Here is a 13,321-nt window from a genome sequence, read left to right on the forward strand (position 1 = left end):
GTTTAAAACGGCGGCCATACAGGCCATGTTGTTGCCGGTAAAAAGTTCTGCCCCGGCGATTACGACCAGCATCAGGCCGACCGAGAAGACGGCGCCAAATAAAAATACATTCGCTGATGAACCGGCATCGGTGGCTGCTCCTATCTTGGTTGCCAGGTTGGCTCCAAATCCGATATATACCCCGGCCAGGATGCCTAACATTATTAATTTGCCTAATGCCATTTCGGCTTTAGCTTTACCGGCATTGCATACTGCCACCGCTATTTCAGCAGGTGTTAGAAAATTCATTTATTATTTCCCCTCTCAATTTTAAAATACATTTTATTCAAGTAACCCGTTTCTGAAGCTATCCTAAACCCCCATGGCTGCAAAATCTAGCATTTGTAAAGATGGGAGCAAAGGAATAAGATTCTTGACCCCTGATTTACGCCGACTATTTTATCTACCTATCATCAGCGTAAACTTAACCAAACAGTGTCTAAAAACCAATTTTCTAATTAAACTTAGCTGCATAATCAGTCCGAAAGTGCTTCAGGGTGGTTAAAACCGGAGCCGGAGCTGCCTGACCTAAACCACAGAGACAGGCTACCCCCATAACACCGCCCAGTTTTTCCATCAAATCCAGATCACCAGCTCGAGCTGTTCCCGAATTGACATTATGCATCATTTCATGCATGCGTTTGGTACCCTCCCGGCAGGGGGTACATTTGCCGCAGGATTCATGTTCAAAAAATTTGGCGATGCGTTCAACTACATCCACTATATCCCGGGTTTCATCCATAACAAATACCGCCCCTGAGCCTAATACCGCACCAATTGCGGTCATGGAATCAAAGTCAATCGGAGTATCCAGGAAGGCTTCAGGAATAAAACCGCCTGAAGTACCGCCAATCTGAACCGCCTTAAAATTCTTGCCGCCTATGATACCGCCGCCGAAACCATAAATCACTTCGCGGATAGTCGTGTTAGTGGGCACTTCGACAAAGGTCCGGTTAACAACATCCCCGGTCAGGGTTAAAACCTTGGTTCCGGGATAGGAAGCGGCCCCAATACCTTTGTACCAATCCCCGCCCTTTTCCAAAATAACCGGTATATTGGCAAAGGTTTCCACATTATTTACAATAGTGGGTTTACCCCACAGGCCTTCCACCGGGGGAAACGGTGGTTTAAAACGCGGCTCACCACGGTGTCCTTCGATGGATTCAATTAAAGCACTTTCTTCACCGCAGACGTAAGCTCCGGCTCCCATTCTGACCTCAATGTCAAAGTCGCCCAAAACACCTTTTCCCTTGGCTTGAGCAATTGCCTGGTTGAGTATTTCCACGACATAAGGATACTCGCCCCGGCAATAGATGTAACCCTTATTGGAACCAATCGCATAACCGCAGATAGCCATACCTTCCAATAAGGTTTGAGGATCATTTTCCATTATAATACGGTCTTTGTATGTGCCGGGTTCGCCTTCATCAGCGTTGCAGACTACATATTTTTGATCGCTGTCAATATTATATGAAAAACTCCATTTCATGCCGCAATTGAAGCCAGCTCCGCCGCGTCCGCGCAGACCGGATTTTTTGACTTCTTCAATAACCTCGAGCCGACTCATAGTGCGGGCTTTCTGAAGTGACTTGTAGCCTCCCACAGCCAAATAATCATCAATTTTTAAGGGATCTATTTTGTCCAGGTTACGTAACACGATGCGCATTTCTTCAGCCACAATCTAACCTCCTTTCTTTATTTATTTGTATTCAGCCAGAATAGTTGGTATTTTTTCTGGAGTAACATCAAAATACGGTTTGCAGTTCACGGTAATTACCGGAGTAGCCTGGCATTGACCCACACACTCCGCAAATTCCAGGGCAAAAACTCCATCTGCAGTCGATTCGCCCATTTTTATGCCCAGTTCTTTTTCCAAAGCTGCAACGACCTTGTCAGCTCCGGCAATATGGCAGGGTGCACTCTCACAGATACGAATGACGTTTTTACCACGTTTTCCGACTTTGAGATAGGAATAGAATGTCGCTACCCCGTAGGCCTCTGCCTTCGGGATGTTGAAAGCCTGGGCAGCAGCAAACACTGCTTCCTCAGGTATATAACTATATTCACGCTGAATCGCGTGGTAGGCTTCAATCAGTCCGCCAGGCAGATCCTTATAGGTATCTATAATCTCCTGGTAGTTTGCCATTATCCCGTCACCTCCGTCTTTTAAATAAAGCCAATAAAAGGCCGTAAACTAGGTTATCTGTACCGGTTATAGACAACAGTAAAATATGGCTTCAAAATGTGGAATCAAGCCACAAAATCGATACATTAGAGCCTGCTTCTACCGGCGGACTGCCGGCGGGTAAATCAATTAAGGCATTACAGTTAAATAAAGAGCGTATCATACTAGGCTTCTGGCCTGGCAGGACAGTTACCTGCAGGCCATTCTCGTTCCAATCAGCCTGTCCCCGTACAAATCTGCGCGAACCGGTTTTTTTGGGAAAGCCGTTACTGCATATGGCGGTTAGGTATTTGGGGTAGGGTGATAAACCCTGCATAGCTCGCAGTGCCGGCGCTACAAATAATTGATAGCCTACTGCGCAAGCCGCCGGATTGCCGGAAAGGCCTATAATCAGGCGAGAATCTAATAGTGATGCTCCCGTGTGGCTTCCGGGTTGGATATCAACACCCCAGTAAAGTATCTTGGCGCCTATTTCCTCCATTAACAAACGGGCTTCATTATCCGTTGCGGCGTAAGTTCCCCCGATGACGACCATGACATCAATCTGATCCAAAATGCTTAAAGCCCATCTTTTAAGCTCGAGACGTGTTTTTCCAAAGGAAGTTTGCATGCTTACTACCGTGCCACCATCCTTTTGGATCAGTGCTCCCAGCAAAGGGCCATTGCTATCTCGAATTTGACCGGGCGCAGGAATCATATCCACCGGAACAACATTCCCGCTTAGACTAAGCACAGCTATCTGTGGTTTGCGGTAAACAACTACGTTTTTCTGCCCGTAGGCAGCCAGTAGGCTGAGATGAGCCGGGGTAAGCAGGGATGCGCGGGCAACCAGCTGGTCACCTTGAGCATAGTCTTCGCCGACTTTTTTAATGTTGTTGCCTGCTTTTATTATTTCCGTCACTTGCATATGGTTATTATTGGTAATAGTCCTTTCATGGGGTACTACCGCCCAGGTTTCCAGGGGAATATTCCCTCCGGTGAAAACACCTACAGCCTGTCCCTCTTGAATGGGTACAAGGGTATTATCATTAGCCTTTAAGTATCCGTTTAGCCAATAAGTATCCTTGCCGTTGGCAGGTTTTTCGGCCAATGCGTAACCATCCACCGCTGACTGAGCATAGGGCGGAAGGTTGGTATCAGCAATAATCTCCCTGGAACTGATCCGATTGGCAGCTTCCAGCAAAGGTAATTGTTCTTCGGATAATAAGCGACTGTGGTTGAGAATTTGCTGTTGAGCTTCTTCTGGAGTAATATTAACTAGCAAACTGTAATCCTCCTATCCTAGAACTTACTGGCTTTTCCAAAAGGGCACTGGGGAAAGTGACAAATGGCACATTCTTCACAAAGACCGCCATGTCCCATGGCCACAATATCCGATCGGCTAATAACATCTCCGGCAAATATCCTGGGCAGCAAAAGATCCAGAGTGGTTTTGCGGCTAAATACTGCTCCTGCAGGAATACCGCAAATCGGCACGTGCCCCTGATAAGCCAGCATAAACTGGGAACCAGGCAATATAGGAGCACCATAAAAGACTACTTCGGCTCCGCTGTCTTTTATACCGATAGGACTGGCATCATCAGCATCAACCGACATGCCGCCCGTAACCAATACTAATTGAGCCCCTTCGGTTATAAAGTTCTGGATCTCTTGGGTAATCAAATGGGGATCATCCGGAACAATGACCTGTCCCAGCCAACGTCCGCCAAAGGGAGCTATTTTCTGACGAATGACTTTGCCAAAGCCATCCTGTATGCGTCCGCTGTTAACTTCTGATCCTGTTGTTACCACGCCCGTCCATAATTCCTGAAAGGGTTTGATCATTAATAAGGGAGTTGATTGAGAACACTCGCTTATGGCTTCATCCAAAGTATCGCGCTTAATCGTCAAGGGAACCACCCTTGTACCAGCTACGATCTGACCTTTTACGACTACCCGGTCACTATGCAGGGTCGCAAATACAATATCGTCCAGGTTGTTCAGACGGTTCAGCTGTTCTACATTTACCTTGAGAAGACCATCGTATTCAGCTCTAATGTTGATTCGGCCTTGATTCGGCTGGCTTAAACCCAAACCTACTCCGACTGCGTTTTGAGCTATCAGCAGGGCAGCTTCATCCTCATGTACCAAAGAATCATGGGCTTCCCAGATATATATATGTTCCTTGCCCATATCCTTAAGTTTGGGTACATCTTCAGCAGTTATAACATGTCCCCGGTGAAATGCCCGGTATTTTTTGCTTCCGGGGATTATTTTGGTAATGTCATAACCTAACATCATGCCTACTGATGCCTCTACCGGTACCTTGCGCATAGCGGCCTCCTAAATTTTTTCGATTTTTACTGCAGCTACCTTATATTCTCCGGTTCCGGTGATCGGATCCAGATGATGACTGGTCAGAGCATTAGTCGGGGTCGCGGTATAATGGAATGACATCCAGATTACTCCCGGCAATACCCGATCGGTTACCTTAACAGCGGTAATAGCTTCACCTCGGCGCGAGGAAACTTTTACCTGACTGCCCGTAACTAGTCCTAGTTTTTCCGCATCCAAGGGATTGACCTCAGCCATTTCTTTATCCCAAATACTACTGATACCCTTTGAATAAGGAGTAGTGACGTTATAGTGATATAGTATTCTGCCGGTGGAAAGCAGGAAGGGGTATTCCTCGTCCGGCATTTCACCAGGTGGTATATGTTCAGAGGGCTGGAATAGTCCTAGTCCGCGCGTAAACTTGCCGGCATGCAGGAAAGGAGTGCCGGGATGATCAGTGCTGGGACAAGGCCACTGCAGGCTCTCGTTTTCGAGTCTACCATAGTTTATCCCTTTCATAGAAGGAGTAAGAGATGCCATTTCAGCCCAAATCTCCCGGGGGCTTTCGTAATTCATGGGATAGCCCATGCGGGTAACCATCTGGCAAATAGTTTCCCAGTTAGCCTGGCCGGGTATGGGTTCAATGGCTTTACGGACTCTTTGCACCCGTCGCTCAGTATTGGTAAAGGTGCCATTACATTCAGCAAAACTGGCAGCAGGCAGAACTACATCCGCATATTCTGCTGTTTCTGTCAAAAACAGTTCCTGTACAACCAGGAAATCCAAATTGCTAAGAGCAGCCCGGATGTGGTTGGTATCAGGATCAGTCAATACCGGGTTTTCGCCTAAAATATACATGGATTTTACCTTGCCTTCATGGGCTGCCTCAAACATTTCTGGAATTTTTAAGCCTACTTTGGCTGGAATCTTACCTCCCCAGGCCTTTTCAAATTTCTCCTGATTGGCTTCCACGGTTACGCTTTGATAGCCCGGATAAACGTTGGGCAAAGCTCCCATATCACAGGCACCCTGAACATTGTTCTGACCGCGCATCGGACATACGCCGGTTCCGGGGCGGCCTAAATGCCCGGTTAACATGGCTAAATTTGCAATGCTCATTACGTTGCGGGTTCCGCAAATATGTTCAGTTATTCCCAGGGTATAGAAAATCATAGCCTTGTCAGTGGTAGCATAAAGACGAGCAACCGCATAAAGATCATCGGCTGACACACCAGTAAGTTCTGCAACCCGTTCGGGGGTGTAACTTGCGACAATCTCTTTTAGTTCTTCATAATTCTCGGTACGTTCTGCGATAAATTTCTTATCTTCCAGGCCTTCTTTAATAATGATATGCATTAAACCGTTAAGAAGAGGTATGTCGGTGCCTGGCTTTTGGCGCAGCCAATAATCAGCCTCGTCTACCAGGTCAATGTGGCGGGGATCACAGACAACCATTTTGGCTCCCCGGCGAGCCGCTTGTCTCATTTTGTAACCGATAATCGGGTGAGCTTCAGTTGCGTTGGTTCCGATTAAAAGCATCATTTCGCACTCATCGGTTATTTCGTTTATAGGATTGGTCATAGCACCACTGCCAAAAGTTGTAGCCAGACCGGCTACGGTAGGTGCGTGTCAGGTACGGGCGCAATGGTCTACATTATTAGTACCCATATAGGCGCGGGTAAATTTTTGTACCAGGTAGTTTTCTTCATTGGTACAACGAGCTGAGCTTAAAGCAGCAAAGGAGTCAGGACCATATTTTTCTTTAATTTCATTAAAACGCAGGGCAATTAGATCAAAGGCTTCATCCCATGAAGCTTCCACAAACTGGCCGTTTTTCTTAATCAAGGGTTGGGTGAGCCTTTTTTCATTATAGATAAAGTCCCAGCCAAAGCGACCCTTAACACAAAGAGAACGTCCATTTACTGGCGCTTCAGGGTTGGACAATACACCGATAACCTTACCGTCTTTTACAGCCAGGTCGAAGTTGCAACCTGTACCACAGAAGGGGCATGTGGTTTGTACCCGATCGATATTAAAACGGCGGGCTTTTCCGGCCATAGTCTTTTCGGTTAGAGCTCCGGTAGGACAGACAGCAACACATTGCCCACAGAATACGCAATCTGATTCAATATAAGGCACATCGGCAGCCGTAGTAGCCTTGCGATGAAAACCACGGTGCAAATAGGATAGATTATCCTGTCCGGTCATTTCTTCACAGGCCCTTACGCAGGCTCCGCACAGAATACACTTGTTAAGATCCCGAATAATAAAAGGATTGCTGTTATCGATGGCATAATTATGTTTTTCGCCCACATAAGGGCTTTCTTTGACACCATACTCATAACAATAGTCGGCCAGCTTGCAATCTCCAAGCTTGTCACAGGTAAGACAATCCAGGGGATGATTGGCAATTAATAACTCCAGGATGGTTTTTCGCGCTTCCACCACCGCGGGGGATTCGGTCTGTACTTCCATTCCAGGGGATATTGGGGTCACACAGGAAGCCGGCAGAAGACGGTTTCCTTTTACTTCGACCACGCATAAGCGGCAGGAACCCATTTTGCTTAACTCCGGGTCATAGCAAAGCCTGGGAATTTCAATGCCAGCTAGTTCAGCTGCCTGCAGGATGGTACTGCCTTGCGGAGCTTCAACCTCCTTTCCGTTAATGTTCAGTTTCACTAGGTTCACTTCCATCACTCCCTCTAAAATTTTTAAAGTGACCAGTAAAAAACATCTCCTGCCACTCAGGAGATGTTTTAGAATGACCCTTCAGGTTAAGACGACCTATTTAACCAAAGGCCCACTGGTCTTTATTCGACCCAAACTCCTTTCCAAGCAAGGGAGGCAAAACCGTTTCCGGATTTACCCTATCGGTTAATTTGCCGTGGCGTAAACTTTAGGCAGATCAACTCGGAGTTTTATATGTTTTTTTTAGCGGAGTCCTACATGTATAAAAATACAACATAATGAAAAAATAATGATAATTATAATAAATAACTTATTCTATATCTTCTACACAACTCAAGAAAAACCTGCAAATTATATTAATTTAAGCCGCTTATTCCCATCTAATACAAAAGGTTACATAAACTAATAAAAAGTATAATAATTAAAAGTATAAAAACAAGATAAGTATACAAAACAACAATAAGACTAACAACAGGAGGTAATTTTATTAACGGCAGGTTATGGTATAATAACTTCGGTGCTATTTCCTGTAATGAAATTTCGGAAATAAAAAGCTGTTTCCATCGGGCGAATTTCCTGGATTAGGTATTGTTGGCCCTGGCGTAAGGGTATTTGGAAAACAATCATTTAAGGTGAGATTATGTCGGAACAATGTCGGGTTAAAGTGGTTGAAGCTAATGCGGGTGAACATAGCTTTTGGACCCTGGCAGGCAAAAATGTATATCAGGTTTTAGAAATGATGGGTTATGATGTCGCTGGTTCCTGTGCAGGCAAAGGAAACTGCGGCAAATGCAAAGTCCGGGTGCAAGGTGCGGTCAGCGATATGGAGGCCTTAGAACAGGAATATCTGATGTCGGAAGAAATCAGGCAGGGCGTGCGCTTGGCCTGCTATTCTGTGGTTAAAGGCGATATTACTATTTATCTTGATATAATGCCGACTGGGCATGATGCTAAAAGCAGAGTGCTTAAATATAATCCCAACTCTACTGGTCATAGCGGGGTTGACTATAAATATATTTTTATACCCGGGCGACTCAACGACCAGGCGGTTCCGCTATATGATCGCATACAAACTGCCCTCCCAGAATATATATTAAATCTAAGCCCGGGTAATCTTAATGAACTAAACAAGGTAGATCGTCCCGGCCGGCCGACTTTAGAATTATATGCAGTCCTTTTTGACCGCCGGGAAATACGCCTGGTGGAACGGGAACCGCAGGGTCTTTACGGGTTGGCTCTGGATCTGGGAACAACCAGCCTTTTTGCGGCCCTGTTGGATTTGGAAACCGGGGCGGTGCTTGCAATGGCCTCGCAAACCAATATGCAGAGGATTTATGGTGAAGATATCATCTCGCGCATAACGTATTCCCAAACGGGCAATGAAGCGGCCGAATCTCTGCACACAGTTTTAATAAACAATCTAAATGCCATGATAGATGATATGTTAAAGGAAAGCGGTTTATCTGCGCATAGAATCTTCAAAGTTAGTGCAGTCGGCAACCCCGTTATGTTGCATTTTCTGTTAGGACTTGATGTCTCCGGTTTTGGAACGACTCCGTTTACAGGTTTGTTTACAGGCGGCTTTAGTACCAGGGCTGCTGATCTGGGCTTAAATGTCAGTAATCTGGCAGTAATGCAGATTTTGCCCCAACTGGGAGGTTTCGTTGGAGCAGATACGACCGCATGCTTGCTAACCCTGGGCAATTGTCTGCAGAGTACATTTTTATTGATTGATATCGGTACCAACGGCGAAATAGTATTGGGTCACAAAGGGCAGATGTGGGCCAGTTCGGCTGCGGCCGGCCCGGCTTTTGAGGGCGGAGCCTTAAGCAGCGGTATGCGGGCTGGATCAGGGGCCATAGATCATTTTTACTACCAGGATGGAAAAATTGATTTTACGACTATCGGCGAAGGACGCTCGCGGGGAATCTGCGGATCAGGTATAATTGATTTGCTGTCTGTTTTGCTTGCCACTGACTGTATCAGCCCAGGGGGTAATCTTACCTCCATGTCTTCCCGCTACTTTCCGGTACGGGAAGGAAGCAGGGGACAGGAGATTGTAATTATAACGGCAGAAGAATCGTTAACCGGTACTCCGGTAGTATTAAACCAGGAGGATATTCGACAGGTGCAATTGGCCAAAGGTGCTATTAGAACTGCGATTGATATTCTCCTGCGCCAGGCTCGCCTAAAACCGGCAGATCTGGAGCACATATATATGGCCGGGGCTTTTGGTTCCTATCTGGATGCTGAAAACTTAATCAGGATTGGGCTGCTGCCAACCATAGATTCCTCCAAGGTTAAGAATATAGGCAATGCTGCAGCCCAGGGAGCAATTCTAGCTTTGATGTCCACAGATATTATTAATGAAGCAAGCAAGCTTAAAAACAAAGTAGCGTATATAGAATTAGCCGATCAGGCAGATTTTCAGGACGTTTTTTTAAACAACCTTAACTTCTAGTTTTTGGACCTATAAGTAAAAAACGCGGGTCTAATTAATTAATGAGGGGAGTATAAGTAATGAAATTAAATGGCAAGGTTGCTTTGGTTACCGGCGGTGGAACCGGTATCGGTCAGGGAGCGGCTATTGCTTTGGCTGCAGAAGGGGCCAGAGTAATGGTTTTAGGACGCCGTCCTGATCCTCTGAATGAAACCGTAGCAATTATTGAAGAGGCAGGTGGGGAGGCGTTGGCCTGTCCAACCGATGTTACTGATGTAGACCAGATTCAGCAAGCCGTTGAGCTGTTGCAAAAACGCTGGGGACGGGCCGATATTTTGGTAAATAATGCCGGCTCAGCAATGCGTAAACCTTTCATGAAAACGACCCTGGAGGATCTGGATGAATTGTATCAGGTGGATCTGCGCAGTGTTTTTGCTATGAGCCAGGCTTTGGTGCCTTTGCTGAAAGAAGATGGCGGAGGCAGCATTATTAATATATCATCCATACTGGGGGTTTTGGGAAGTGCTAATTCAACCGCTTACTGTGCCATGAAAGGCGGGGTGGTTCAATTAAGTCGGGCAATGGCTGCCGAACTCGGGCCGGAGATCAGGGTCAACTGTATCTGTCCATCCCATATTATAACACCCATGATGCAAGCTGAAGTCGACCGCTTGGAAGCAGCGGGCAAAATGGATAGGTTAAATCGGCTTTTCCCTATGAAAAGAGTAGGTTATCCTGATGATATGAATGGAACCATAGTATTTTTCGCTTCAGATGATTCAGCTTGGTTAACCGGTAATGTCTTTATGGTAGACGGTGGATTATCCTGCTACGTTTAAGATTATTTAGGGGGACGGGGATATTGACGACAGCTGTGCCGTCAAGCAACCCGTCCCTTGTTGGATAGGAGAAATCAAAATAAATGCTGGTTGATTATCATGTACATGCCCTGGCCCACGGCGAATATACGTATAGTAAGGAATGGCTGAATTCCTTTATCGACCAAGCCTTAGGTAAGGGGATTAGGGAAATGGGCTTCAGCGAACATGATGAGCTTATATCCAAAGTTGACCTGCACACATATGAAGCAGTAAAAATTCAACGATTGCGCGAGATTAATCTTCGTTTGGGAATAGAAGTAGATTATATACCTGGACAGGAATCCCGTTTAAAAGAGCTGGTTAATGGTTTTGAATATGATTACACGATAGGCTCGGTGCATTTTCTGGATGGATGGGCCTTTGATCATCCTGATTACAGGTATGAATATTCCCAACGGGATATAGATGCCGTATATGCCCGTTATACCGAGGTGTTAATCGATATGATCCAGTCCGGGTTGTTTGATATTGTGGGCCATCTTGATCTGGTTAAAATCTGGGGAGACCGCCCCCGCCGAAAAAAGTCCGCCTCGTATATGCAGCCGGTCTTGAATGTAATACATCAAGCTAATATGGCAGTGGAAATAAACAGTGCCGGATTAAGAAAACCTGTGGGAGAGTTATATCCTGCTTTTGATCTTTTAAAAATGATGTTTGCAAGAAATATTCCCATTACTTTCGGTTCGGATGCTCATCACCCCGAGCAAATGGGGGAAGGCTTAAAAGAAGCATATGTGTCAGCCTGGAGCGCGGGGTATAGGTATATGGTTACGTTTATCAGGCATCATAAGACCCTAACGCCAATACAATTCTAGCATAAAGGAGATTATTTACTGCATGAATTCAATTGCTTTTCTATTGATTAGTTTGGGAATAATACTTTTAGCCGCCGAACTGTTCGTTAATGGGGTTGAATGGTTAGGGAAGCTCTTTAATCTTTCGGAAGGTGCGGTAGGCAGTGTTTTGGCCGCGGTGGGTACAGCCCTGCCGGAAACCATAATACCAATCATTGCGCTGCTTTTTAATCGGGAATCAGATGGGCATGCCATTGGCATAGGTGCAATTTTGGGAGCGCCCTTGATGTTGGCTACCCTGGCCATGTTTGTTACTGGGGCAGCGGTAATTATTTTCCGTCGCAAAAGGATTAATGGTACCAAGGTAGTAGCCGATTACTCCACCATGAGCCGCGACCTGGGATTTTTTATTATCGTCTTTACTGCGGCGGTATTAGCCGGAACGCTGCCCCCGGAGTTAAGACATTGGCAATTAATCATAGCTGGGTTTATGGTTTTCTCTTATATATGGTACGTGTATGAAATGCTGACCCAGGAACGTGATCTGGATGAGGAAAGCGAAATGCCGGTTTGTTATTTTGCCAGGAAGTATGAAAATCCTCCGCTCTATCGCGTAACGATTCAGGTATTACTCGCATTGACTCTGATTATAGTGGGTGCCAACCTGTTTGTGAACTCAGTAAGTGATGTGGCTGCGTACTACGGGATACACGCCTTCGTATTATCTATTATTATTACCCCTATTGCAACCGAATTACCGGAAAAGTTCAACAGCGTAATCTGGATATCAAGAAGCAAAGATACCTTGGCCTTGGGAAACATTACTGGTGCCATGGTATTTCAGAGTTCATTGATACCGGCCTTGGGCATCTTTTTGACCGACTGGCAACTAACTTCCTCCGCCCTGGTATCAGCCATTTTAGCAATATCTGCCGCGGCACTTTTATATATAGAATTGGTTGCCAAAAAGCATGTTAGTGCAACCATGCTGCTGATAAGCGGTATCTTTTATATAGTTTTCCTGGTCGCAGTTTTCCAGAAGATCATCGTATAAAAACTATAAAAAAAAGAAAGCCGGAACCAAGTTCCGGTTTTTTCTTTTTCCCTCCCTTTAATTGGATCTACACGGCTTCTTTTAACAGAGCTGGGTTTTCACTGCTGGTACGTTTATTAAAAAGGTCATAGGCAATTTTCCATCTAGCTTGTTCGCTGCTTCTTTGCTGAGCCAGCAGGGCTTTGCATTTAGCATGTTTTATGCGGGCTTGTCGTTCCAGCATAATTAGTACAACATAAAAGCTTAGGAATAGTGCGCCTTTAATTACAAAATACAGGCAGGTGTAAATTAGAAAAAGCTTTTGTAATTCTGTCATAATAACACCTCCATTTGTCTTTTAAAAAGGATCAGACACGGTATTGCCAGTTTTTGATTACGATTCCAACCATACTTTTTTAAAAATATAAACGGTGCTAATCGTGCCGGTAATAAAAGTTGCACCAATAGCCAAGGCAGCCATTAATCCTAACATTAGCTGCGACCCCCTCTCGAATTTGATAACCGTTCAACACAACATATTAACCTAATAGGTTGTTATGATATCATCATAACAACCTGAGATAATAATTGCAAAACGTGATAATGATAGTATGGGAGCAATAATTAAAGATATTCTGGCATATTTTAACCAGACGGCTAAAAACAGGCAACATAAAAACCCGGATGATTTTATCATCCGGGTTTTTATGTTCCGTTCAGGTTTTTTTTATTTGAGACTTTTGCATAATTCAAAAAAATATTCGAAAAAAGATAAGTCAAAGCTATCTGTTATAATTAGCAATAACATTTATTACCATGTTGGCTAAGATATAACAGTCAGACTATGACAATTTCCGAAAAAGGACATAGTACCCCCTTCAAAGTATTTTGTTCTTTTAAAACCCGATAGATTTAAGTTATGCAGCCAGCGACTGCGTATTGCTATCT

11 protein-coding genes and 1 riboswitch are annotated in these 13,321 nt (G+C 45.1%); of the genes, 4 read left to right on the forward strand and 7 right to left on the reverse strand.

Annotation, left to right across the window (positions count from 1 at the left end):
- The 6 genes from AAV90_RS12870 to fdhF all read right to left on the reverse strand — a co-directional run.
- Window positions 1–288: formate/nitrite transporter family protein (locus AAV90_RS12870; RefSeq protein ID WP_046499883.1), on the reverse strand; the 288-nt coding region annotated here is incomplete at its 3' end.
- Window positions 289–493: 205 nt separating this feature from the next.
- Window positions 494–1,717 carry an NADH-quinone oxidoreductase subunit NuoF gene (gene nuoF / locus AAV90_RS12875; RefSeq protein ID WP_046499834.1) on the reverse strand — a complete coding sequence of 408 codons (1,224 nt, stop codon included), beginning with the start codon at window positions 1,715–1,717 and terminating at the stop codon, window positions 494–496.
- Window positions 1,718–1,738: 21 nt separating this feature from the next.
- Window positions 1,739–2,185, reverse strand: coding sequence for an NADH-quinone oxidoreductase subunit NuoE family protein (locus tag AAV90_RS12880; RefSeq protein ID WP_046499836.1), 447 nt, complete (start codon window positions 2,183–2,185; stop codon window positions 1,739–1,741).
- Window positions 2,186–2,276: 91 nt separating this feature from the next.
- Window positions 2,277–3,488 carry a molybdopterin molybdotransferase MoeA gene (locus tag AAV90_RS12885; RefSeq protein WP_046499838.1) on the reverse strand — a complete coding sequence of 404 codons (1,212 nt, stop codon included), beginning with the start codon at window positions 3,486–3,488 and terminating at the stop codon, window positions 2,277–2,279.
- Between the two features lie 17 nt (window positions 3,489–3,505).
- Entirely contained in the window at window positions 3,506–4,537 is a 1,032-nt protein-coding gene (locus tag AAV90_RS12890; protein ID WP_046499839.1) for a molybdopterin-binding protein, read from the reverse strand.
- A 9-nt stretch (window positions 4,538–4,546) separates the two neighbouring features.
- The gene (gene fdhF / locus AAV90_RS14690; RefSeq protein ID WP_157609579.1) at window positions 4,547–7,225 is read right to left on the reverse strand and encodes a formate dehydrogenase subunit alpha; all 2,679 of its coding nucleotides are present in this window, start codon (window positions 7,223–7,225) and stop codon (window positions 4,547–4,549) included.
- A gap of 120 nt (window positions 7,226–7,345) precedes the next feature.
- Window positions 7,346–7,465: riboswitch (molybdenum cofactor riboswitch) on the reverse strand.
- A 400-nt stretch (window positions 7,466–7,865) separates the two neighbouring features.
- Between fdhF and AAV90_RS12905 the strand changes: the two genes are divergently transcribed.
- The 4 genes from AAV90_RS12905 to AAV90_RS12920 all read left to right on the forward strand — a co-directional run bounded on the left by AAV90_RS12905 (window position 7,866) and on the right by AAV90_RS12920 (window position 12,394).
- Window positions 7,866–9,686 (forward strand): ASKHA domain-containing protein, encoded by a 1,821-nt coding sequence (locus AAV90_RS12905; RefSeq protein ID WP_046499845.1) that lies wholly within the window; start codon window positions 7,866–7,868, stop codon window positions 9,684–9,686.
- A gap of 59 nt (window positions 9,687–9,745) precedes the next feature.
- Window positions 9,746–10,504 carry an SDR family NAD(P)-dependent oxidoreductase gene (locus AAV90_RS12910; protein WP_046499848.1) on the forward strand — a complete coding sequence of 253 codons (759 nt, stop codon included), beginning with the start codon at window positions 9,746–9,748 and terminating at the stop codon, window positions 10,502–10,504.
- 83 nt (window positions 10,505–10,587) lie between these two features.
- Window positions 10,588–11,361 (forward strand): histidinol-phosphatase HisJ family protein, encoded by a 774-nt coding sequence (locus AAV90_RS12915; RefSeq protein ID WP_046499850.1) that lies wholly within the window; start codon window positions 10,588–10,590, stop codon window positions 11,359–11,361.
- Window positions 11,362–11,383: 22 nt separating this feature from the next.
- Window positions 11,384–12,394 carry a sodium:calcium antiporter gene (locus tag AAV90_RS12920; RefSeq protein WP_046499852.1) on the forward strand — a complete coding sequence of 337 codons (1,011 nt, stop codon included), beginning with the start codon at window positions 11,384–11,386 and terminating at the stop codon, window positions 12,392–12,394.
- Between the two features lie 67 nt (window positions 12,395–12,461).
- Here AAV90_RS12920 and AAV90_RS12925 read toward each other — a convergent pair whose 3' ends face one another.
- Window positions 12,462–12,710: a hypothetical protein gene (locus tag AAV90_RS12925; RefSeq protein ID WP_046499854.1), complete on the reverse strand. Its 249-nt coding sequence runs from the start codon at window positions 12,708–12,710 to the stop codon at window positions 12,462–12,464.
- Between the last annotated feature and the right edge of the window lie 611 nt (window positions 12,711–13,321).

This window comes from Syntrophomonas zehnderi OL-4 (assembly GCF_000983115.1).
Classification (GTDB): Bacteria; Bacillota; Syntrophomonadia; order Syntrophomonadales; family Syntrophomonadaceae; genus Syntrophomonas_B; species Syntrophomonas_B zehnderi.